Raw genomic sequence first — 21935 nt, 5'->3', positions numbered from 1 at the left:
GGTGTCGGTTATGTCGTGATCGCGTGGTTCATGAAGTTCATCTCCAGCAAGAGCTTCATGCCGTTCGTGGTCTACCGCATCCTGCTCGGCATCGTGCTCTTCGCGCTGGTCGGCGCCGATGTGCTCAGCCCGCACGCGGGCGAGGTCACCGGCGGCTAGCTAGGCCCCGGGCGGCGCGCCTCACTCCCCGAACGCCCCATGCCGCCCCGCACCCCCCGCGAACCGCGCCGCCCCCTCGCCCGCCCGCTCCAGCGACCGCACGCCGTGCGCGAGTTCGTTGCGCAGGGCCTCCGGCTCGGGCAGGGCCTCCTGTTCGAGGAGGGAGAGGCGGTCCTCGCGCAGGCACAGCTGGGGGAACGCGGCGATCTCCGACGCCAGCTTCTCCGCCGCCGCCCGGGCCGTCCCAGTCGGCACCACCCGGTCGGCCAGGCCGATCGCCAGCGCCTCGGACGCGTCGACCGGGCGGCCGGTCAGGACCAGGTCCATCGCCCGGCCCGCGCCGATCAGCCGGGGCAGCCGTACCGTACCGCCGTCGATCAGCGGGACTCCCCAGCGGCGGCAGAAGACGCCGAAGACCGCGTCCTCTTCAGCCACCCGCAGGTCGCACCAGAGCGCGAGCTCCAGGCCGCCCGCCACGGCGTGGCCGGAGACCGCCGCGATCACCGGCTTGGTCAGCCGCATCCGGGTCGGGCCCATCGGGCCGTCGCCGTCCTCGGTGACCGCGTTGCCGTGCTCGGTGCCGATCGCCTTGAGGTCGGCGCCAGCGCAGAAGGTGCCGCCCTCGCCCCAGAGCACCGCGACCGCCGCCTCGTCGTCGGCCTCGAAGGCGCGGAAGGCGTCGGCGAGCGCGCGGGCGGTCGGCCCGTCCACCGCGTTGCGCGCGTGGGGGCGGGAGAGCACCACGGTCGTGACGGGGCCGCTGCGCTCGCTGCGGACGGCGGCAAAAGCGGGGGCGGATTCGCTCGGTGCGGTCATGGCGCCCAGCGGTAGCACGTGCCCCCGGACGCCCACAAGAGCGGGTCCGTCCGCGTTGTCGGCCGTCGAGGCCCCGGGCAGACGGGAATTTGACGACAGGCCCTAGGCCCCTCGCGTCCGCTGCCGGACACTGAGGCGATGACCCAGCGTGTGGAACTCTCGACCGTGATGGACCGGCTCGCCATCGATGAGATCGTCACCGGGTACGCGGCCGCCGTCGACGACGCCGACTGGTCCGCGTACGGCGAACTGTTCACCCCCGACGGACGCGCCGACTACCGCGCGGCGGGCGGGATGGAGGGGCCCGCGGCCGAGGTCGCGGCCTGGCTCGCGGAGACCATGCGGCTCTTCCCGGTCCGCCAGCACCTGATCGTCAACCGGCTGCTCACCCTCCAGGACCTGGGCGGCTATCCCGGCGACCGGGCCCGGGTGCGGGCCGACTACCTCAACCCGATGCGGTTCGGCGCGCAGGACAACGGCGACGGCGGGCCGGTGGAGCCCAACTTCGTCTCCGGCGGCCGGTACGCGTTCTCGCTGCTGCGCACCGACGCGGGCTGGCGGCTGCGCGAGGTGACCGTGCGGGAGAAGTGGCGGCATGTGTCGGGGGCGCTCGGCGCGAACTGAACCAGCGTACGGGCGCGCGGCGGGGCGGACTCGCCGGGCGCGCGGGCCATCTGGGCGCCGCCGCTCCGCTGTCGCACACTGAGGGCGCACACTGGGGACACGCTCGGGCGGAAACCACTGCTCACGGGCGGGGCGAGGAGGCGCGGCATGCGGGTTCCGGTCGGGCTGCGGCACACCCTCACGGGGCTGCGCCACCGCCTCATGGTGTCGCGGTGGTGGCGGGGCGCGGCGGCGCTGCTCGCCGGGGCGCTCCCGGCGCTGGCGTTCCCGGCGCCCGCCCTGTGGTGGTTCGCCTACGTCGCCCTGGTGCCGTGGCTGCTGCTGATCCGCTCCGCCCGCGACGGGCGGCGGGCCGCGCTCGACGGCTGGCTGGGCGGCACCGGTTTCATGCTCGCGGTGCACCACTGGCTGATGCCGAGCCTGACCGTCTTCATCGTCGTCCTGGCCGCGCTCCTCGGGCTGCTGTGGGCGCCGTGGGGCGCCCTGGTGCGCTCGACGCTCGGCGGGCCCGGCGCGGGCAGGCCCTCGCCGCAGCGCGCGAGCGCCGCGCTCGTGGTGCTGCCCGCGGGCTGGCTGATGGTCGAACTGGTCCGCTCCTGGCAGGGGTTGGGCGGCCCGTGGGGCCTGCTGGGCTCCAGCCAGTGGCAGGTGGTTCCGGCGCTGCGCCTCGCCTCGGTCGGCGGGGTCTGGCTGGTGAGCCTGTTCGTGGTGGCCGCCAACGTCGCGGTGACGGTGCTGCTCGTCTCCCGCCCGGCGCGGACGCCCGTGCTGGCCGCGGTGCTCGCCGGGGCCGTCGCCGCCGGGGCCGTGTGGGCGTGGGCGCCGCGCCCCGAACGGGCGGGCCGGGTGCGGGTCGCCGTCGTCCAGCCGGGCATGTACGAGGGCGGCGACGCCCGCTTCGCCCGCAGCGAGGCCCTGACCCGTTCGCTGGCCGGGCGGGACGTGGACCTGGTGGTGTGGGGCGAGAGCAGCGTCGGCTCCGACCTGACGGCCCGGCCGGATCTGGCGGCCAGGATCGCCGCGCTGTCGCGGGCGGTGGGCGCGGACGTCCTGGTGAACGTGGACGCCCGCCGCGCCGACCGGCCGGGGATCTTCAAGAGCTCGGTCCTGGTCGGGCCGGACGGACCGACGGGCCAGCGCTACGACAAGATGCGCCTTGTGCCGTTCGGCGAGTACATCCCGGCCCGCTCGCTGCTCGGCTGGGCCACCTCCGTCGGCAAGGCCGCGGGCGAGGACCGGCGCCGGGGCTCGGCGCCGGTGGTGATGACGCTGCCGGACGGGCTGCGGTTCGGCCCGGTGATCTGCTTCGAGTCGGCGTTCCCGGACATGAGCCGCCATCTGGTACGCGAGGGCGCCCGGTTGATCGTCGCCCAGTCGTCGACGTCGTCGTTCCAGCACAGCTGGGCGCCCGCGCAGCACGCCTCGCTCGCCGCGCTGCGCGCCGCCGAGACGGGCCGCCCGGCCGTGCACGCCACGCTCACCGGGATCAGCGCGGTGTACGGCCCGGACGGCGAGCGGATCGGCCACTGGCTCGGCACCGGCCGCAGCACGGCCGAGGTCTACGACGTGCCGCTCGCCGACGGCACCACGCTCTACGTCCGGTTCGGCGACTGGGCGGTGTACGCGGCGCTGCTGGTCCTCGCCGCGTACTGCGCCTTCACCGGGCGGCGCTCGCTCAGGAGGCCTGCTCCAGAGCCTCCCGTACCACCCGCTCGCACAGCTCATGAGTCGCGAGAGCGTCCCGTGCACTGAGCGTCTTCCCGGCCCGGACGGCGTCGAGGAAGGAGTGCACGGACTGCTCGATGCCGCGCTGGCGGGCCACCGGCACCCAGTCGCCGCGCCGGCGCACGGTCGGCTGGCCCTTGTGGTCGACGACGTCGGCCAGGTTGAGGACCTGCCGCTTGGTGTCCTGGCCGGAGACCTCCAGGATCTCCTCGGTGGAGCCGTTCATCCGGTTCATGGTGCCGATGGCGGTGAAGCCGTCGCCGGACAGCTGCAGGACGACGTGCTCCATCAGGCCTTCGCGCACCCGGGCCCGTACGACCGTGTGCTCGATCGGTCCCGGCGCCAGGAAGCGCAGGGTGTCCACGACGTGGATGAAGTCGTCCAGGACCAGCGTGCGCGGGTCCTCGGGCAGCCCGACGCGGTTCTTCTGCATCAGGATGAGCTCGCGCGGGTGCTCGGCGCACTGCGCGTAGCCGGGCGCGAGCCGCCGGTTGAAGCCGACGGCCAGGCTCACCCCGCGCTCCTCGGCGAGCTCCACGAGCCGCTGGGAGTCGGCGAGTTCGTACGCCAGCGGCTTGTCGACGTAGGTCGGCACGCCCGCTTCGAGCAGCCGGGCCACGATCGTCGGGTGCACGGCGGTCGGCGCGTGCACGAAGGCCGCGTCGAGGCCCTGCGCGAGGAGCGCGTCGAGCTCGGTGTGGCGCTGCGCGAGCGGCACGTGGTGGGTGTCGGCGACCCGCGCGAGGGTGGCGGGGGTGCGGGTCTGCAGATGCAGCTCCACCCCCGGCAGGGTGGTCAGGACCGGCAGATAGGCCTTCTGCGCGATGTCCCCGAGTCCGATGCAGCCGACCTTCACGAAGTCTCCTGTCGCCGTCCGGCTTCCTGCTTCCTTGCCTGGTCAGCATACGTGGGCCGGGATCGGGCCGGACCTCGCCCGATATCCCGTGGCGGGGGCGGGGGCGATCCGTGAGGATGGCCGCCATGACGACGACCGAGATGCCCGAACGCCAGGAGCCCGCCCTCGACGCCGACGAGCTGTCGATGCTCGTGGGCTGGCTGGACTACCACCGCGAGACGCTGGCCGCGAAGTGTTCCGGCCTCACCGACGACCAGCTCAGGACGGCTTCCATGCCGCCCTCCTCCCTCACCCTCATGGGCCTGGTACGGCACATGGCCGAGGTCGAACAGCACTGGTTCGGCAATGTCTTCGGCGGCGAGCAGGGCGCGCCGCTCTACTTCACCGACGAGGACCCGGACGGCGACTTCCACCCCGGCCCCGACGCCACCTACGAGGAGGCGCTCGCCACCTGGCGCGGTGAGATCGCCAAGGCCCGCGCGCACGCCGAGGGACACGCCCTCGACGATCTGAGCACCGGCACCTCGCGCGGCGGGCAGCACTTCAACCTGCGCTGGATCTACACCCACATGATCGAGGAGTACGCGCGCCACAACGGCCACGCCGACCTGCTCCGCGAGGGCGTGGATGGCTCGACCGGCGACTGACCCCGTCACCCTCGGCCGTCACTCGTGCGGGCCAATCCGGGCCCGCACGCGCGCACAACGGGCCCCGCACCCAGCAGAGTTGAGCGGGTGCACCGAACACGAACCGCAGTGAGGCTCCTCGTCGGGGTGGCCGCCCTGGCCGTTTCCGGCTGTGTCACCGTCCCGCGCGGGCCCGCCCCGGGGCCGCCCGCGCCTTTGCCGCAGACCAGCGAGCGGGCCGACCGGAACGTCCGGCCCCAGATCGTCCAGGCCCCCGTCCGCGAGGCCCTGGACGCGGCCCTGCCGCCCGTCCCGGCGCCCCGCGCTCCGGCCGCCGCGCACCGTTCCCCCACGCCACACCCGCATCCGCGTGCCCGTCCGGCGCCGGCGCGCCCGCGCCCCGCGCCGCACCCGGCCGTGCCGCAGGTGCCTCATGTGCCGAGTCCCGCGCCGCTCATCGGGGACGACGTCTGCGACCTGGGCAGGTCGCTGGGCGGCTGGCGTCCGGACAGCCCGGAGGCGCGCATCTGCGAGGGGACGTACGGGAAGTAGCGGCGGGCCCCCGGCACCTGCGGCGACAGGCCAGGGGGCCGCGCCGGAGCCTGAGCCCGATTGTCGGTGCGGGCGGCTAGCGTCGAGGCGACCGGATGCGTACGACAGGCTCGCGGAGGCCGCAGTGACGGAGCAGCAGGAGGCGTCGGAGGACGTCGTCATGACCCGGATCGGGCAGGCGCTGATGCTCCTGCACGGCGGCGACCGGGAGGAGGCGCGCAACCGCTTCGGCGTCATCTGGGCGGAGATCGGCGAGCACGGAGACCCGCTGCACCGCTGCACGCTGGCGCACTACATGGCGGACGCGCAGGACGACGCGGGCGACGAACTCGCCTGGGACCTGCGGGCGTTGGCCGCCGCCGACGGCCTCGGCCAGGACCGCCTCGACGCACACCACGCCTCACTGGCGGTCCGGGCCTTCTACCCCTCGCTGCATCTGAACCTGGCGGCGGACTATGTGAAGCTGCACCGTCCGGACGCCGCCCGCATCCATCTGGACCGGGCGCACACCGCCCTGGACGCGCTCGACGACGACGCGTACGGGAACGGGATCCGGGCGGCGCTCGACCGGCTGGAGGGGCGGCTCGAAGGCGCCTGAGCACCCGCGCCGACGGGCACCCGCGCGGACCGTCGCGCGGGCGCCCCCGGGCGGGTCAGCCCAGGTTCGGGATACGCCAGTCGATCGGGTCGTGGCCCTGCGCGGCGACCGCCTCGTTGATCTGGGTGAAGGGCCGCGAGCCGAAGAAGCGCTTGGCCGACAGCGGCGAGGGGTGGGCGCCCTTCACCACCACATGCCGCTCCTCGTCGATCAGGGGGAGCTTCTTCTGCGCGTAGTTCCCCCACAGCACGAAGACCGCCGGGTCCGGGCGGGTGGCGACCGCGCGGATCACCGCGTCGGTGAACTTCTCCCAGCCCTTGGCCTTGTGCGAGTTGGCCTCGCCCTCGCGGACGGTCAGCACCGCGTTGAGCAGCAGGACGCCCTGCTCGGCCCACGGCATCAGATAGCCGTTGTCCGGCACCGGGTGGCCGAGCTCCTCCTGCATCTCCTTGTAGATGTTGCGCAGCGACGGCGGCGTCCTGACGCCCGGCCGCACCGAGAAGCACAGCCCGTGGCCCTGGCCCGCGCCGTGGTACGGGTCCTGGCCGAGGACCAGGACCTTCACCTTGTCGTACGGAGTCGCGTCCAGGGCGGCGAAGACCTCCTCGCGCGGCGGATAGACGGGACCCTTCGCCCGCTCCTCCTCGATGAAGTCGGTGAGCTCCTTGAAGTACGGCTTCTGGAGCTCCTCGCCGAGGACGCCGCGCCAGGACTCGGGCAGCATGGCGATGTCGGTCACGTCAACAACCTCCGTGGGACGTTCGGTTCCGCACCCTGCGGTGCGATACCGAAAAACCTACCGGCCGCCACTGACAACGCCCGCCACGCCCGTTCCGCCGGGCCTCCTACCAGCTGGTCTTGCGGTGCAGCTCCCACATGCACATGACCGTCTGGGGGTCGATGGCCCGCTCGCCGCCCGCGATCTCCTCGCTGGCCGCGACGTACAGCTTGCCCTGCCACAGCGGCAGCAGCCGCACGTCGTCGGAGAGCACGTCCTGGGCCCGCTCGAACTTCTTGCTGACCGCGCCCCGGTCGGAGACCTCGCGGGTCTGCGGGATCAGCTGGTCCACGATCTCCTTGGGCTCGTACGGGGTGCCGACCGCGTTCTCCTTGCCCACGAAGGGGGCGATGAAGTTGTCCGGGTCCGGGAAGTCGGGGAACCAGCCGCGCCCGAAGACGGGGTACTCACCGGCCTGCATGCCCTGCGTGTACGCCTTCCAGGGGCGGCTCTCCAGGGTCACCGTGAACAGCCCCGAGGCCTCCAGCTGCCGCTTGATCTCGGCGAACTCCAGCGCCGTGGACGAGCCGTACCGGTCGGTCGTGTACCAGAAGGTGAGCGGCACGGGGTCGGTGATCCCGGCCTTGCGCAGAATGGACTTGGCCTTGGGGGCGCTGGGCGCGCCGAAGGTGTCGAAGAAGCTCACCGTGTGCCCGGCCACGCCCTTGGGCACCATCGAGTACAGCGGCTCGGCCGTGCCCTTGTAGACCTTGGCCACCAGCGCGTCCCGGTCGACGAGCTGGGCGACGGCCCTGCGGACGGCCGGGTTGGCGGCGAGCGGGTCCTTGGGGTTGAAGACCAGGAAGCGGATCTCCGTGCCGACGGTCTCGACCAGCTGGAGCGGCTTGCCCGCGGCCTTCTCGTTCTGGACGTCCACGACCTCGTCGGCGGTCAGGCCGCGGTAGGTGACGTCGATCTGCTTCTTCTTGAGGGAGTCCACCATGGCGGCGGAGTCCTTGAAGTAGCGGATCGAGACGGCGTCGTTCTTGAGCTGCGCGAACCCGGCGTAGTGCGCGTTCTTCTTCAGCTCGGCCCGGTCGCCCGCGTGGTACGACTCCAGGGTGTACGGGCCGGAGCCGGTGAGGCCGCCGTCCTCGCGCAGCGCGTTCGCCGGGTAGGCCTTGGGGTCCACGATGGACATGGCGGGCGCGCCGAGCACGAAGGGGAAGGTCGCGTCCGGCTTGTTCAGATGGAAGGTGACCGTCCGCTCGTCGTCGGCGGTGACCCGGTCCAGGCTGGTGAGCAGGCCCTTGGGGCCCGCCTTCACATTGATCTTCACAATGCGGTCGATCGAGTACTTCACGGCGGCCGCGTCGATCTTGTCGCCGTTGGAGAACTCCAGCCCCTTGCGGAGCGTGCACTGGTACGTACGGCTGTCCGAGCCCTTGAACTGGCAGTTCTCCGCCGCGTCCGGCTGGGGCGTGTTGCTGCCGGTCGGGAAGGACACCAGCGTCTGGAAGACGTTACGGAACAGTTCCCAGGAGCCGTCCCAGGAGGCGGCCGGATCGAGGGTGCTCGGCTCGCTCACCGTGCCGACCTTGATCGTCTGCTCGGTGTCCGAACCGCTCCCGGAGAGCAGTCCGCAGCCGCTCAGCAGGGACATCGCCGATATGGACGCAAGGGCCGCGGTGGTGCGCAGGCATATGGTCCGGTTGAACACGTGCACGCTCCTCGTTCAGCCATGAGTCGGCAGACCATACCGCAGCGCCCCGCCCGGTCAACTGGAGGACCGGACGGGGCACTTGTGGCGATTGAGGGGCAAACCGGGCTACTACTCACCGGTACGAAGATCACCCTACGCGACGCACGCGCGCGTACGCGCGGCGGCGCACCCGCGCGTCAGTGCACGCCCGCGCCGAGGAACAGTCCTCCGTCGACCACCAGCGTCTGCCCGGTCACCCAGGCCGACTGCTCACTGGTGAGGAACGCGACCGCTCCCCCGATGTCGGAGGGCACCCCGAGGCGCTTGAGGGGGTAGGCCGCGGCGGCCTCCTCCTCGCGGCCCTCGTAGAGCGCCTGGGCGAACTTGGTCTTGACCACCGCCGGGGCGATGGCGTTGACCCGCACGTCCGGCGCGAACTCGTGCGCCAGCTGGAGGGTCAGGTTGACCATGGCCGCCTTGCTCATCCCGTACGCGCCGATGAAGGGCGAGGGGGCGAGGCCGGCGACGGAGGCGATGTTCACGATCGCGCCGCCGTTCTCCTTCTGCCAGGCCTTCCAGGTCTGCTGGGCGAAGCCGAGCGCCGAGATCACATTGGTCTCGTACACCTTGCGCGCCACGTTCAGGTCGAGCTCCGCCATCGGGGAGTAGACCGGGTTGGTGCCCGCGTTGTTGACCAGGAAGTCGACCCGGCCGAAGGCCTCCATGGCGCGCTCGACCGCGACGGCCTGGTGGGCCTCGTCGTGGGCCTTCCCGGCGACGCCGATGACCCGGTCCGCGCCGAGCCGCTCGACGGCCTCCTTGAGGGCGTCCTCGCCCCGGCCGGTGATGCAGACGCGGTCACCGCGGGCGACCAGCGCCTCGGCGACGCCGTAGCCGATGCCCCGGCTGGCGCCGGTGACCAGCGCGACCCGGCCGGAGAGCTCGGGGAGCTGAGTGTCCGTCATGATGTCTTCTCCCGGCTTCAGTTGAGGGGTCCGCCGGCCACGTACAGCACCTGGCCGGAGACGAAGCCCGCGTCGTCGCCGGTGAAGAAGGCGATGGCGTTGGCGATGTCGTCCGGCCTGCCGACGCGCTGCACGGGGATCTGGGTGGCGGCCGCGGCCTGGAAGTCCTCGAAGCCCATGCCGACCCGGGCGGCGGTCTGCGCGGTCATCTCGGTGACGATGAAGCCGGGGGCCACGGCGTTGGCGGTGACGCCGAACTTGCCGAGCTCAATGGCGAGGGTCTTGGTGAAGCCCTGGAGGCCCGCCTTGACGGCGGAGTAGTTGGCCTGGCCGCGGTTGCCGAGCGCGGAGGACGAGGAGAGCGAGACGACACGGCCCCAGCCGGCGTCGACCATGTGCTTCTGGACGGCCTTGGCCATCAGGAACGCGCCCTTGAGGTGCACGTTCATCACGGTGTCCCAGTCGGACTCGCTCATCTTGAAGAGCAGGTTGTCGCGCAGCACGCCCGCGTTGTTGACGAGGATGGTGGGCGCCCCGAGCTCGGCGGCGACGCGCGCGACGGCGGCCTCCACCTGGGCACTGTCGGAGACGTCGCAGCCGACGGCGATCGCCTTGCCGCCCGCCGCCGTGATCTTCTCGACGGTGTCCTTGCAGGCCGCCTCGTCGAGGTCGAGTACGGCGACCGCGCGGCCCTCGGCCGCGAGCCGGACGGCGGTCGCGGCGCCGATGCCCCGGGCCGCCCCGGTCACGATGGCTACGCGCTGCTCGGTGGTGGACATGCTGTTCTCCTCGCCCTGGGGATCCGCGGCTCCTCGTCCCTGAGCAACCGCTTAGTAGCTTCAGCAGACGAGACGCTAGAAGCCCTGGCACCCGGTGTCAACGGCCCACGGATCCCCCGGCGAAGGTCACACCCGCGCGGCCCGCGCCCCGACGGCTCCCGGGCCTGGCCTCAGCGGACCAGCAGGTCGAGCAGCCGCTCGGTCTCGGCCGCCGGATCCGCGGTGAGCCCGGTGTGCACCGGCCCCGGCTGCACCACCGTCGAGCGGGGTGCGATCAGCCAGCGGAAGCGGCGCCCGGCGTCGTCGCCCGCCGCCTGCCCGGCCGCCTCGCCGCCGCCGCAGACCCCCTCGACGGCCCGCAGCGCCGCCCGCACCCCGACCACATCCGCGTGCGGGTCGAGCGCCTTCAGCTTGGCCTCGTCCAGATGCGTACGGGCCGCCACGAACGACTTGGCCCGGCAGTAGACCAACACGCCGGCGTTGAAGCACTCCCCGCGCTCGACGCGCGGCACCACGCGCAGCAGCGCGTACTCGAATACGTCGCGGTCGCTCACTTGCCGTCCTTCTCGCCGGACTGGCCGGCCTTGCTGTCCTTGGTGGGGTGCGGCCAGGGCTTGAGGTGGTCGGTGAGCCAGCCCGGCGCCTGCGAAGGAGCGGACTTGGCGGGCGCGTCCAGCGTGATCCGCTCGTGGATGTCGGAGGCGCGGGCGAGCAGCGGCGCGATGTACGCCCGGCGCAGCGCGTCCGTCGTGTCGAAGCCGGGCTCGTCCACCAGCCACTCGTCGGGCACCAGCGCGGCGACCTCGGTCAGCAGCTCCTCGGTCACCAGCGGCGCCAACTCGGCGGCGGCCGAGGCCACATCGGGTCCGAACGGGGCGAGCGCGTGGTCCGAGGCGTTGTACGGCTTGGCGGCCGAGGCCTGCGCGCCCGGCCAGTTGTGGTGCCAGATCATCGTGGCGCCGTGGTCGATGAGCCAGAGATCGCCGTGCCAGACCAGCATGTTAGGGTTCCGCCACGAACGGTCGACGTTGTTGATCAACGCGTCGAACCAGACGACCTTGCCCGCCTCCGCCGAGCTCACCTGGTAGGCCAGCGGGTCGAACCCGATCGAACCGGGCAAGTAGTCCATTCCGAGATTCAGCCCGCCGCTCGCCTTCAGCAGCTCCTGCACCTCCTGGTCCGGCTCCGAGAGCCCGATGACGGGGTCGAGCTGAATGGTGACCAGTTCGGGGACGCGCAGAGCGAGCCGTCGGGCGAGCTCCCCGCAGATCACCTCCGCCACCAGGGTCTTGCGACCCTGCCCGGCGCCGGTGAACTTCATGACGTACGTACCGAGATCGTCGGCCTCGACGATCCCCGGGAGCGAGCCGCCCTCACGCAAAGGCGTGACATAGCGGGTCGCTGTCACTTCATTAAGCATCTGTCCAGGCTACTGGGACGGATGCGACTGTTCGATCACTCAACCGCCCGATGCCCCCCCCCGAAGGGACGCTTCGCCATGCCCACCGAAGACAACACCGCCCAGGCCCCGACCGCCGAGGACCTGCCCCTCCAGTTCGCCCGCACCAGGCGCTTCACGCTCGGCGCGCCCCGCGGCCTCACGGTCTCCCCCGACGGCGAGCGGGTGCTGTTCGTCCGCAGCGCCGACGGGCGCTCCCCGCTCAGCTCGCTGTGGCTGTTCGAGGACGGCGAGGAATGCGTCCTCGTCGACCCGCTCGCGCTCGGCGAGGAGGGCGAGGTGCCCGAGGCGGAGCTCGTCCGCCGCGAGCGGGCGCGCGAGACGGGCGGCGGCATCGTCGGGTACGCCACCGACGCGGCCGTCCGCACGGTCGTCTTCGCCCTCTCCGGCGCGCTCTGGGTGGCCGGGACGGACGGCGGCGCCCCGCGCCGGATCCCGACGGCGGGCCCCGCCGTCGACCCGCGCCTCTCCCCCGACGGCACCCTCGTCTCGTACGTGACCGGGCGCGCCCTGCACGTCGTACGCGCCGACGGCACGGGCGGGCGGCAACTGGCCGCGCCGGAGGGCCCGGAGGTGTCCTACGGCCTAGCCGACCACGTCTCGGCCGAGTCCATCGGCCGCGCCCGCAGCTCCTGGTGGTCCCCGGACGGCTCCGCGCTGCTGGTGGTCCGCGTGGACAACTCGCCCGTACAGCGGTGGTACCTGAGCGATCCCTCGGACCCGGCGAAGGCCCCGCGCGCGCTGCCGTACCCGGCGGCGGGCACGCCCAACGCGGAGGTGTCGCTGGTCGTCGTGCGCGTGGACGGCGAGCGGGTCCCGGTGCGGCTGCCCCGGTCGACGGACCCGGAGTCGCACCCGGGCGGCGCCTGGACCGACCCGGCCTTCGCATACGTGGTGGAGGGCGGCTGGGACGGGGCGGGCCCGTTCGCCACCGTCCAGACCCGGGACCAGCGCACGGCCTACCGCCTCGCCATCGACCCGGCGACTGGGGAAACAGAGGCGACAGACCGTCACCACGACGACCACTGGCTGGAGTTCACGCCGGGCACGACGGCGCTCGCCCGACGCGGGGCCGCCTTCCCGGACGGGCTTCCCGCCGGACTGGAAGTGCGGGCGATACTCGGCTCGGCCGGTGACACGCTCTACTTCACCGCGAGCGACGAGCCGACCGAGACCCATGTCTGGGCGTACGCACCCGGCTCCGGCTTCACCCGTGTCACCGAGGAGCCCGGGGTGCACACGGCGGCCCTCGGCGGCGACACGCTCGTCCTCGACAGCCGCACCCTGCACGAGCACACCGTCACCGTCCTGCGCGACGGCAAGCCGATGGGCCGGATCGGCGTGCTGACCGAGCGGCCGGTGGTCACGCCGAGGCCGGTGTTCCTGTCGCTGGGCGAGCGCGAGCTGCGCACCGCGCTCTATCTGCCGTCCTGGCACCGCGAGGGCGCGGCCCGGCTGCCGGTCGTCGTGCACTCGTACGCGGGCCCTGGCCTCCAGACCGTCGTACGGGCCGCCTCCTGGCACCACACGGTCAACCAGTGGTTCGCCGAGCAGGGGTTCGCGGTGCTGTCCGTCGACGGGCGCGGCACTCCGGGGCGCGGCGAGGCGTGGCGGACCTCCATCCACGGCGACCAGCTCACCCCGGTCCTGGAGGACCAGGCGGACGCGGTGCGGGCGGCCGCCGAGCGCTACCCGGACCTGGACACGGGCCGGGTGGGCATCCGGGGCTGGTCGTTCGGCGGGTATCTGGCGGCAGCCGCCGTGCTGCACCGGCCCGATGTGTTCCACGCGGCCGTGGCGGGCGCGGCCCCGACCGACCTCACGCTCTACGACACCCACTGGAAGGAGCGGTATCTCGGCCACCCGGACGTGCAGCCGGAGAACTACGCGCGCTGCTCGCTGGTCGCGCACGCCCACAAGCTGACCCGGCCGCTGATGCTCGTGCATGGGATGGCGGACGACAATGTGGTGCCCGCACACATGCTGCGGTTCTCGCAGGCGCTGCTCGCGGCGGGCAAGTGGCACAGCGTGCTTCCGCTGGTGGGCGAGAGCCACTTGGTCACCAAGGAGGGTGTGGCGGACACCCTGCTGTGGCTCAATCTCGACTTCCTCAAGAAATCCTTGAACGTCTGAACAAGCGGTCGCGCCCGGCCGTATCCCTTCATGCAGCCCCGTGTAGCAAGGTGAAGGGAAAGCCAGTATGAGCACCCAAGCTCTTCCGTCCGAGCCGGGCCCGGCCCGCCGTACCGTCGTCGCGGCGGTCGGCGGCGCCGGGCTCGCGGCCGCGCTCGCCGCCTGCGGCGACTCGGACAAGTCCGGCGACGCCGCCAAGTCCTCCGGTGACGGGGGTACGGGAGGAACGGGCGGCACGGCCGGAGGGGGCGACGCCGGTGCGGCCGGCGGCGGGGTGCTGGCGAAGACCGCCGACATCCCGCAGGGCGGCGGCAAGGTCTTCCCCGACCAGGGCGTGGTGGTGACCCAGCCGACGGCGGGCACCTTCAAGGCGTTCTCGGCCACCTGCACCCACCAGGGCTGCACGGTGAAGGACGTCGTCGGCGGCACCATCAACTGCCCCTGCCACGGCAGCAAGTACGACGCGGCCACGGGCAAGGTCACCGGCGGCCCCGCGCCGAGGCCGCTGCCCGCGAAGACGATCAAGGTGGAGGGAGACGCGATCAAGCTGGCGTGAGGGGACTCGGGCTCAGGCCCGACGCGGCCCCTTCAGACAGGCCACGATGTCATCGGTCGTGGCGACGGTGGCGACCAGGGCCAGTGTGTTGCGGATCATCGCGGGGGTGTACTCGGCGGGCACCCCCGCGACGGCGTCCGCCGGCACCACGGCCGTATAGCCGAGGTTGACGGCGTCGAACACGGCGTTCGGGATCGCCACGTTGGCCGAGACACCGCTGACGATCAGGGTGCGGCAGCCGAGGTTGCGCAGCAGCGGGTCGACGTCCGTCCCCGCGATCGGCGAGAGCCCGTGCAGCCTGCGGACCACGAGGTCCTCGTCCGCCACGTCGATGCCGTCGACGATCCGCACCGCCGTCGTGCCCGAGTACTGCTGCACGGGCAGCCGTTCGGCGGCCCGGAACAGCCGGGCGTTGCGGGACGCGCCGCGCCCGTCCGGCCGCCGCTCGGCCACCGCGTGCAGCACCTGGACGCCCGTCTCGTGGGCGGCGGCGACGAGCCGGGCGATGTTGTGGAGCGCACCCGAGGACCGCGCCACCTTGGCGAGTTCGGGCAGCGCACTGTCGAGGCCGACCACTCCCTGCTGGCACTCCACGGTCATCAGCACGGTGGAGGCGGGATCCAGCTGCGAGGCCAGCCGTTCGGTCAATCGCTCATTCATTCGTTCGTTCGTCGCCATGGCGCGGGAGGCTAACGGGCATTGCGCGAGGGGGAAAGGGCGCGCAATGATTTCTGACACCCAGTCAGTTCACGGGTCCAACTCACCGCAGGAGCCGCCCGATGACCGCAACCCAGCGCCGGGGCCGCCGGATCATGATGACGGACGCCGAACGGGACGCGTTCCTCGCGGAACAGCACACCTGCCGGGTCGCCACGGTCTCCCCCGACGGCCACCCGCACGTAGGCGCACTCTGGTACGTCTGGGACGGCACCGCCCTGTGGCTGTACTCCATCACCCGCAGCCTCCGCTGGTCACAGCTGCTCAAGGACCCCAGGATCGCGGTGGTGGTGGACGCGGGAGAGTCGTACGGGGAGCTACGCGGCGTAGAACTCCGGGGCAAGGCGATCCCCGTAGGCGAAACCCCCCGCACGGGCGAGCCGTGCCCCGAACTGGAGGCCCCGGAGCGCCAGTTCGCGAGCAAGAACTTCGGCCTGAAGGAAATGATCCACGACGGCCGCCATGGGTGGCTGCGCCTGAGGCCGGAGAAGATAGTGTCGTGGGACTTCAGAAAGCTGACCAATTCCCACCCCACCAACACTTGAGGGGGCAGGGGCCGCAGGCCCCGCCCTTCAGGGGCGCGGGGAACTGCGCGCCCAGCCACACTCAGCCCGCAGACGAAAAAAAGGGGGGCCCGGGGGCAAAGCCCCCGGCAACGGCGCGAAACCCCCACCCGGCCGCCCGCCCAGGGCCTTAGGGAAGGGGCGGGGAGGGGAATCTCACCCCGCCAACCCCCGGCCGGCCAAGGCCAACGCCTCCACCGCAGCCCGAATAGAAGGCCGCCGATCCGCATCGGCCCGCCACACCGCATAAACATGCCGCCGCATCGCATCCCGCACAGGCACCACCCGCACCCCCTCAGGAACCGGCCCCCGCCCCAGCCGAGGCGCAACACTCACCCCCAACCCCGCCGCCACCAGCGCAAGCTGCGTCGCATGCTCACGCGCCACATGCCCGATGCGCGGCTCAACCCCCTTCCCCCGCAGCGTGAACATCAGCCACTCGTGGCAGAACTCACCCTCGGGCCAGGTGACCCACTCGTCCGAGGCGAACTCCTCCAGATCCACGGCCGAGCGCCCCGCGAGCCGGTGCCCCACCGGCATCGCCACATCCGCCAGGTCGTCGAGGACCGACCGCTTCGCGAGCCCGTCGGGCAGCGGCAGCGGCTTGTTGTACCAGTCGAGGACGACCGCCAGGTCAAGGTCCCCGAGGAGCACACCCCGTACGGAGTCCTCCGCTTCCAACTCATCGGAGCGAACGGCCAGTTGAGGATGGTCGGCGCGCAGCGCCGTGAGCGCCGCCGGGAACAGCCCCCGCGCGGCCGTGGCGAAGCCCGCGATCCGCAGCTCGCCGACGACCCGGCCGCGCTGGGCCTCCAGATCGGCCTGGGCGATCTGCACCTGGGAGAGGATCCGCGCGGCGTGCTCGGCGAGCAGCCGGCCCGCGTCGGTGAGGCGCACGCCCCGCCCGTTCTTGGCGAGCAGCGGCTGCCCCGCCTCCCGTTCCAGCTTCGCGAGCTGCTGGGACACGGCCGAGGTCGTGACGTGCAGATTGTCGGCGGCGCCGCCCACCGAACCGTGGCGGGCCACCGCGTCGAGGGTCCGCAGGCGCTCCAAGTTCAACATATAAGCGATGCTAACCGAAGCTCTCCACTTTTTCTCGCTTGTGCTACGAGATCGAACAGGCCAGGCTTGCCGCCATGAGCACCGTCACCCCGCCCCGGTCCCCGTCGACCACGGCTCCGTCCCCCTCCCCTTCCGCCACCACCCGCCGCCCGGCCCTCGACTGGCGCGTCCGGTTCGCGGTGCTCTCGCTGGTCTGGGGGTTCAGCTTCCTCCTGATCAAGGTGGGCACGGACGGCTACGCCCCGTTCCAGGTCACCTTCGGACGCCTCTTCTTCGGTACGGCGGTGCTCGCCGTCGCCATGGCCGTCAAGCGGGAGCGGCTGCCGCGCGGCGCCCGGACCTGGCTCCATCTGGCGGTGGCGGCCCTGCTCCTGAACGCGCTGCCGTTCTCGCTCTTCGCCTACTCCGAGCTGACGATCCCCTCGACGCTCGCCGGTATCTGCAACGCGACCTCCCCGCTGTGGGGCATGGCGCTGTCGCTGGTGGCGCTCTCCGAGGACCGGCCGACCCGGCGCCGGGTGGCGGGCCTCGGCCTCGGCTTCCTCGGGGTGCTCACGGTCCTGGGCGCCTGGCAGGGCTTCCACGGCCTGGATCTGAAGGGCACCGCGATGGCCCTGCTCGCCTCGCTCTGCTACCCGGTCGGCTGGATCTACGTCCGCCGTACGTTGGCGGGCACCGGCCACTCCAGCCTGTCGCTGATCGGCTCCCAGCTGGGCCTGGCGACCGTGCAGCTCGCCCTGGTCACCCCGGTGTTCGCGGGCTTCCCGACCTCGTTCCCGGCCGTCCCGCTGCTCGCCGTCGCGGCGCTCGGCGCCCTCGGCACGGGCTTCGCGGTGCTCGTCCAGTACGGCCTGGTCAACGAGGTGGGCCCGACGACCGCGCAGATGGTCACGTACTTCATCCCGGTCATCGCCACCGCCGCCGGCGTGCTGCTCCTCGGCGAGAGCCTGAGCTGGAACACCCCGGTCGGCGCGTTGATCGTCCTCGCGGGCGCGGCCCTGACGCAGAGCCGACCGAGGCGGCAGGCTGCCGCGGCATCCGCCGACCAGCCCTAGGAACTAGTCATAGCGCCGCCCCGGCGCCGACCCCGTCGCCGCCGCCACCGCGTCGGCGGCGGGGCCGAGGTCGGCCGGGGCGAGCGTGGAGACCGTGAGGCGGATGCCGGGCGGGGCCGCCATGCGGAAGCGCGCGCCCGGCGCCACCGCCCATCCGGCGTGCAGCAGCCGCGCCACCGCCGCCGTCTCGTCGGGCACCGGCACCCACACGCTGAACCCGCTGCGGCCGTGCGCCGCGACACCCCGTGAGCGCAGCGCGCGCACCAGGGTGTCGCGGCGCTCGCCGTAGGAGCGGGCCACGGCCGCCGGGTCGAGGACGTCCGAGGTCCACAGGTGCACGACGGTCCGCTGGAGCAGCCGGCTGACCCAGCCGGGACCGAGCCGCTGGCGCCCGCGCACCCGGTCGAGGGTGACCGCGTCCCCGGTGAGCACGGCGAGCCGCAGGTCGGGGCCGTAAGCCTTGGCCACCGACCGTACGAAAGCCCAGTGTTCGGTGGTCCGCGAGAGCGGGGCGAGCGGGACGTCGACCATGCCGTGGCCGTGGTCGTCCTCGATCAGCAGGACCGAGGGATGCGCCGACAGCACCTCGCGCAGCGCGCGGGCACGGGCCGCGCTCACGGCCGCACCGGTCGGGTTCTGCGCGCGGCAGGTGACGACGAGCGCCTTGGCGCCCCCCGCGAGCGCACTCTCGACCGCTTCGGGCAGCGGCCCCTCGTCGTCGAGCGCCACCGGCACCGGCCGCAGCCCGAGCGCCGGCACGAGGTCGAGCAGCGCGCCCCAGCCCGGGTCCTCGATGGCGACGGCGTCGCCGGGCCGCAGATGCGCGGCGAGCACCCGCTCGATCGCGTCGAGCGAGCCGGAGAAGACGCCGACCGGGCCCGGCGGCACCCCGTCGGCGTCCAGCGCCGCGCGGGCCAGCCGCGCCAGCTCCGGGTCCACCGGGTCCTGCCCGTACAGCGTGGGCCGCTCGGCGTGGTCGCGGGCGGCGGCCGCCAGCGCGTCACCGAGCGGCGGCAGCAGGGCCGGGTCCGGGTTGCCGTCGGCGATGTTGCGCACGCCGACCGGCACGTCGATGCGCTGGGCGTCGCGGGCGGTGCTGGCGGGGCGCGACCGCACCCGGCTGCCCCGGCGGCCGCCGGTCTCGATGACGCCCCGGTCCCGCAGCAGCCGGTAGGCGGCCGCGACCGTATTGGGATTCACCCCCAGCTCGGTCGCCAACTCCCGCAACGGCGGCAGCAGTTGCCCCGGCTCCAGCTCCCCGGCGCCCACCGCGCGCTCCACGTCGGCGGCGATCTCCGATGCACGACGCCCCACGATCCGATACTCTCCTAGCACAAACATAACTATGCACTAGTGCAATGGAGAACGCAAATGCCCGACACCGCTGCCTACGAGCCCACCGAGCGCACCGTGCCGACCCGCTCGCGCGAGCGGGCGTCGTACGACCGCGAGCTGGTGCACGGGATACTCGACGAGGGATACGTCTGCCACCTCGGCTTCGTCCGCGACGGCGCCCCGGTCGTGCTGCCGACGCTGTACGGACGGATCGGCGAGCGGCTGTACGTGCACGGCTCGACGGGTTCGCGGCCGCTGCGCATGACCGGCAAGACCGACCCGGGACTCGCGGTCTGCCTCACCGTCACGCACGTCGACGGCCTGGTGCTGGCCCGCTCGGCCTTCCACCACTCGATCAACTACCGCTCGGTCGTGGTGCACGGCACCGCGTACGAGGTCACCGACCCGGAGGAGCGGCGCACCGCGCTCGACGCGCTGGTCGACCAGGTGGTGCCCGGCCGCTCCTACGACTCGCGGCAGGCCAACGCCAAGGAGCTCGCCGCGACCGCGGTGATCCGCCTCGATCTGAACGAGGTGTCGGCGAAGGTGCGCACCGGCGGCCCCAACGACGAGCCCGAGGACAGCACCCTGCCGCACTGGACCGGCGTGCTCCCTGTCGTCCGCGGCTACGGCACGCCGATCCCGGCCGCCGACCTGGACCCGTCGGTGGAGCTGCCGGGGTATCTCGCGGCGCTGTGAGCGGCGCGGCCCACGGGAAACGCCGGACGGGCGTGGCAAATCCAGCCCGTCCGGCGTTTGAGGACGAGTCAGGCCGAAGGCCGACGATCAGGGGGCGACCACCGCGGCCCGCGCCCGCGCCGCGAGCCGCGCCTCGGCTCCCGCGAGCCCGACCACCGCGACCAGCAACAACAAGGTCCCGGCAACCGTCGCCGCGCTCAGCCGCTCACCCAGCACCGCCACCGCGAGCAGCGCCGCGCTCACCGGCTCCAGGAGCATGATCACGGAAACGGTCGCGGACCGGACGACGGCCGCGCCCGCGAAGTAGAGCGCGTACGCCAGCGCCGTGGGCACCGCCGCCACGTACAGCAGCAGCACGGCCACCCGCACCGGCTCGACGGTGTGCGGCACCAGTCCTTCCGCGCCCGCGAACGGCAGCAGCAGGACCGAGGCGATGGCGAACGCCCAGGCGGTGGTGGTGGAGGGGTCGGCGGCCTCGCCGTCGCGGCCGAGCCGGCGGGTGAGCAGCGTGATCCCCGCGTACCCGGCCGCCGAGAGCAGCGCGAGCAGCACCCCGGCGGGGCGGACCGTGCCACCGCCGTTGCCGAGGACCAGGACCGCGAGCCCGGCGAGCGCCCCGGCCACGGCGGTCAGCCCGGCGCCGCCGATCCGCTCGCCCAGGGCGAGCCGGGCGCCGACGGCGATGAGCACGGGCCCGGCGCCGAGGGTGACCACGGTCGCCACGGCCAGGCCGGTCGAGGCGACGGCGGCGAAGTAGGCGCTCTGGAAGACCGCGAGGCCCACGCCGTTGCCGAGGGTCCGCAGCAGCCGCCTGCCGAGCGGCTCGGCGGGCCTGCGCACCGGGCGCCGCCGCAGCGCGCGTGCCGCGAGCAGCAGGACGAGCCCGCCGACGCAGCGCCAGAAGGAGAGGGCGAGCGGGCCGAGGTCGCTGGCGTCGAAGACCAGCGCGGCCGCGCCGCCCGCGGTGCCCCAGGCGACACCCGCGAAGACGAGATAGAGCAGGCCGCGCCCGACGGGCAGGCCGGAGGAAGAGGAAGCGTTCGACACGTACGTACTCCGAAGAGGAAGACGGGAAAGATCGCATGCCTGGAGTACGCGGGCAGCGACGAGCCGCTCGGGGACTGCCCGAGCCCGGTCTTCGTCTGGGGTACGGCCGCCCGCGCTTACGCGGCGGGAGGCGGCAGAACGGTCGAATGCATGATCATCACCTTACGGGGCGGTCCGACCGGCCGACAACTCGCTTTCGGGCGCGGCCGTCTCGTGGATCTGGAGGGGAAGTCCCTCCCCGCCCGCCACCGGCCCCGACCGCTCCTTCGGTGCCGAGGACTGGGCGATGAAGGCGCCGACCAGGACCACCGCGCCGCCCGCGATCTGCGGCGCGGAGAGGTGCTCGCCGAGCAGCACCCAGGCCAGGACGGTCGCGATGACCGCCTCCAGGCAGGCGACCACCCCGGCCACCTGCGGCGACAGCTTGCGCACCGAGATCACCCCGGTGACGTACGCGATCACGGTCGCGATCAGCACGATCCAGCCGAGCAGCAGCGCCGCGGGCACGTCCGTGCCGTTCATGTCGGCGCTGCCGCCGAGCACCGACCAGTCCATCCCCCAGGGCCGGGCGACCAGCGTGAGCAGGACGGACCCGATGAGCAGGCCGTACGCGATGACGCCGATCGGGTCGGGCGCGTCGTCCGTGTCGCCGCCCTGGTCGGACAGGACGAAGTAGCCGACCTGGCAGCAGGCGGCGCCGAGGGCGAGCACCAGGCCGAGGACGTCGAAGCTCAGCCCGGACCAGATCTCGACGACGGAGGCGAGGCCGCCGACGGCGAGCACCACGCCGATGGCCGCCGCCCGGGTCACGGGCCTGCGCTGGACGAACCTGACCCAGCCGAGGACGAGCGCGGGCGCCAGGTATTCGACGAGCAGGGCGACGCCGACCGGGATGCGGGATATCGCCGCGAAGTAGCAGGCCTGGACGCCGGCGACGGCGAGCAGGCCGAAACCTGCGAGCAGCGCGGGCCGGCGCAGGAGCAGGCTCCGGTGGCGCCAGGCCACGGGCAGCATGACGAGCGCGGCGCCCGTCACCCGTAGCCACACCACGTGCAGCGGGTCAAGGCCCGCCTCGATCAGCGGCTTGGCCGCGACACCCGATCCACCGAATGAGAACGCCGAGGCCAGGGCCAGTCCCAGGCCGACGTTCCTCCCCTGAGACGCCTGCATCGGCACATCATGACAGGAG

At 72.9% G+C, this 21935-nt stretch carries 23 protein-coding genes and 1 pseudogene; 11 read left to right on the top strand and 13 right to left on the bottom strand.

What is annotated here, in order from left to right; translation table 11 throughout:
• Window positions 1-159 (top strand): annotated as a pseudogene (locus IE252_RS40220) (undecaprenyl-diphosphatase); the annotation flags it as partial.
• A 21-nt stretch (window positions 160-180) separates the two neighbouring features.
• Here the strand turns inward: IE252_RS40220 and IE252_RS40215 are convergent.
• The gene (locus tag IE252_RS40215) at window positions 181-975 is read right to left on the bottom strand and encodes a crotonase/enoyl-CoA hydratase family protein (RefSeq protein WP_190094461.1); all 795 of its coding nucleotides are present in this window, start codon (window positions 973-975) and stop codon (window positions 181-183) included.
• Between the two features lie 138 nt (window positions 976-1113).
• Here IE252_RS40215 and IE252_RS40210 point away from each other — a divergent pair, with 138 nt between their 5' ends.
• Window positions 1114-1599 (top strand): nuclear transport factor 2 family protein, encoded by a 486-nt coding sequence (locus IE252_RS40210; RefSeq protein ID WP_190094460.1) that lies wholly within the window; start codon window positions 1114-1116, stop codon window positions 1597-1599.
• Between the two features lie 147 nt (window positions 1600-1746).
• Window positions 1747-3351, top strand: a complete 1605-nt coding sequence (gene lnt / locus IE252_RS40205) for an apolipoprotein N-acyltransferase (RefSeq protein ID WP_190094459.1) — start codon at window positions 1747-1749, stop codon at window positions 3349-3351.
• On the opposite strand, the gene IE252_RS40200 is transcribed toward lnt, so the two are convergent.
• Window positions 3275-4180: a Gfo/Idh/MocA family protein gene (locus tag IE252_RS40200; protein ID WP_190094458.1), complete on the bottom strand. Its 906-nt coding sequence runs from the start codon at window positions 4178-4180 to the stop codon at window positions 3275-3277. The two genes, lnt and IE252_RS40200, sit on opposite strands and share 77 nt — an antisense overlap.
• Before the next feature lie 125 nt (window positions 4181-4305).
• Here IE252_RS40200 and IE252_RS40195 point away from each other — a divergent pair, with 125 nt between their 5' ends.
• From IE252_RS40195 to IE252_RS40185, 3 genes are all read left to right on the top strand, one after another.
• Window positions 4306-4827: a DinB family protein gene (locus tag IE252_RS40195; protein ID WP_190094457.1), complete on the top strand. Its 522-nt coding sequence runs from the start codon at window positions 4306-4308 to the stop codon at window positions 4825-4827.
• 87 nt (window positions 4828-4914) lie between these two features.
• Window positions 4915-5358, top strand: coding sequence for a hypothetical protein (locus tag IE252_RS44075; RefSeq protein WP_190094456.1), 444 nt, complete (start codon window positions 4915-4917; stop codon window positions 5356-5358).
• 124 nt (window positions 5359-5482) lie between these two features.
• Window positions 5483-5956, top strand: coding sequence for a hypothetical protein (locus tag IE252_RS40185; protein WP_190094455.1), 474 nt, complete (start codon window positions 5483-5485; stop codon window positions 5954-5956).
• Between the two features lie 55 nt (window positions 5957-6011).
• Here IE252_RS40185 and IE252_RS40180 read toward each other — a convergent pair whose 3' ends face one another.
• From IE252_RS40180 to IE252_RS40155, 6 genes are all read right to left on the bottom strand, one after another.
• Window positions 6012-6695, bottom strand: coding sequence for a uracil-DNA glycosylase (locus IE252_RS40180; RefSeq protein ID WP_190094454.1), 684 nt, complete (start codon window positions 6693-6695; stop codon window positions 6012-6014).
• 106 nt (window positions 6696-6801) lie between these two features.
• Window positions 6802-8337 carry an ABC transporter substrate-binding protein gene (locus IE252_RS40175; RefSeq protein WP_190094465.1) on the bottom strand — a complete coding sequence of 512 codons (1536 nt, stop codon included), beginning with the start codon at window positions 8335-8337 and terminating at the stop codon, window positions 6802-6804.
• Window positions 8338-8573: 236 nt separating this feature from the next.
• Window positions 8574-9341: an SDR family oxidoreductase gene (locus IE252_RS40170; protein ID WP_190094453.1), complete on the bottom strand. Its 768-nt coding sequence runs from the start codon at window positions 9339-9341 to the stop codon at window positions 8574-8576.
• 17 nt (window positions 9342-9358) lie between these two features.
• Window positions 9359-10120 (bottom strand): 3-oxoacyl-ACP reductase FabG, encoded by a 762-nt coding sequence (gene fabG / locus IE252_RS40165; protein WP_190094452.1) that lies wholly within the window; start codon window positions 10118-10120, stop codon window positions 9359-9361.
• A gap of 170 nt (window positions 10121-10290) precedes the next feature.
• Window positions 10291-10674 carry a DUF3037 domain-containing protein gene (locus IE252_RS40160; RefSeq protein ID WP_067155391.1) on the bottom strand — a complete coding sequence of 128 codons (384 nt, stop codon included), beginning with the start codon at window positions 10672-10674 and terminating at the stop codon, window positions 10291-10293.
• Entirely contained in the window at window positions 10671-11540 is an 870-nt protein-coding gene (locus tag IE252_RS40155; protein ID WP_190094451.1) for a HipA family kinase, read from the bottom strand. The genes IE252_RS40160 and IE252_RS40155 overlap by 4 nt, the downstream gene beginning before the upstream one ends.
• A 78-nt stretch (window positions 11541-11618) precedes the next feature.
• Between IE252_RS40155 and IE252_RS40150 the strand changes: the two genes are divergently transcribed.
• The gene (locus IE252_RS40150) at window positions 11619-13712 is read left to right on the top strand and encodes a S9 family peptidase (RefSeq protein WP_190094450.1); all 2094 of its coding nucleotides are present in this window, start codon (window positions 11619-11621) and stop codon (window positions 13710-13712) included.
• A 67-nt stretch (window positions 13713-13779) separates the two neighbouring features.
• Complete coding sequence (locus IE252_RS40145) at window positions 13780-14268, top strand: Rieske (2Fe-2S) protein (protein ID WP_190094449.1); 489 nt, start codon at window positions 13780-13782, stop codon at window positions 14266-14268.
• A 12-nt stretch (window positions 14269-14280) separates the two neighbouring features.
• Here IE252_RS40145 and IE252_RS40140 read toward each other — a convergent pair whose 3' ends face one another.
• The gene (locus IE252_RS40140) at window positions 14281-14928 is read right to left on the bottom strand and encodes a cysteine hydrolase family protein (RefSeq protein ID WP_190094448.1); all 648 of its coding nucleotides are present in this window, start codon (window positions 14926-14928) and stop codon (window positions 14281-14283) included.
• 119 nt (window positions 14929-15047) lie between these two features.
• Between IE252_RS40140 and IE252_RS40135 the strand changes: the two genes are divergently transcribed.
• Entirely contained in the window at window positions 15048-15530 is a 483-nt protein-coding gene (locus IE252_RS40135; protein ID WP_190094447.1) for a pyridoxamine 5'-phosphate oxidase family protein, read from the top strand.
• Window positions 15531-15704: 174 nt separating this feature from the next.
• Here IE252_RS40135 and IE252_RS40130 read toward each other — a convergent pair whose 3' ends face one another.
• On the bottom strand, window positions 15705-16610 hold the full coding sequence (locus IE252_RS40130; RefSeq protein WP_190094446.1) for a LysR family transcriptional regulator: 906 nt from the start codon (window positions 16608-16610) through the stop codon (window positions 15705-15707).
• A 38-nt stretch (window positions 16611-16648) separates the two neighbouring features.
• Here IE252_RS40130 and IE252_RS40125 point away from each other — a divergent pair, with 38 nt between their 5' ends.
• Window positions 16649-17665 (top strand): DMT family transporter, encoded by a 1017-nt coding sequence (locus IE252_RS40125; RefSeq protein ID WP_373298689.1) that lies wholly within the window; start codon window positions 16649-16651, stop codon window positions 17663-17665.
• A 3-nt stretch (window positions 17666-17668) separates the two neighbouring features.
• On the opposite strand, the gene IE252_RS40120 is transcribed toward IE252_RS40125, so the two are convergent.
• Window positions 17669-19000 (bottom strand): aminotransferase class I/II-fold pyridoxal phosphate-dependent enzyme, encoded by a 1332-nt coding sequence (locus tag IE252_RS40120; protein ID WP_190094444.1) that lies wholly within the window; start codon window positions 18998-19000, stop codon window positions 17669-17671.
• 36 nt (window positions 19001-19036) lie between these two features.
• On the opposite strand from IE252_RS40120, the gene IE252_RS40115 reads away from it, so the two are divergent.
• Window positions 19037-19699 (top strand): pyridoxamine 5'-phosphate oxidase family protein, encoded by a 663-nt coding sequence (locus IE252_RS40115; protein WP_190094443.1) that lies wholly within the window; start codon window positions 19037-19039, stop codon window positions 19697-19699.
• A gap of 87 nt (window positions 19700-19786) precedes the next feature.
• Here the strand turns inward: IE252_RS40115 and IE252_RS40110 are convergent, their stop codons facing one another.
• The gene (locus IE252_RS40110; RefSeq protein ID WP_190094442.1) at window positions 19787-20746 is read right to left on the bottom strand and encodes a DMT family transporter; all 960 of its coding nucleotides are present in this window, start codon (window positions 20744-20746) and stop codon (window positions 19787-19789) included.
• A gap of 162 nt (window positions 20747-20908) precedes the next feature.
• Window positions 20909-21916, bottom strand: coding sequence for an EamA family transporter (locus IE252_RS40105; protein ID WP_190094441.1), 1008 nt, complete (start codon window positions 21914-21916; stop codon window positions 20909-20911).
• Between the last annotated feature and the right edge of the window lie 19 nt (window positions 21917-21935).

The organism is Streptomyces melanogenes, from assembly GCF_014649795.1.
GTDB lineage: Bacteria > Actinomycetota > Actinomycetes > Streptomycetales > Streptomycetaceae > Streptomyces > Streptomyces noboritoensis.
Note: the sequence above shows the minus strand (reverse complement) of the source record. Positions and strands in the feature narration are given on the sequence as shown.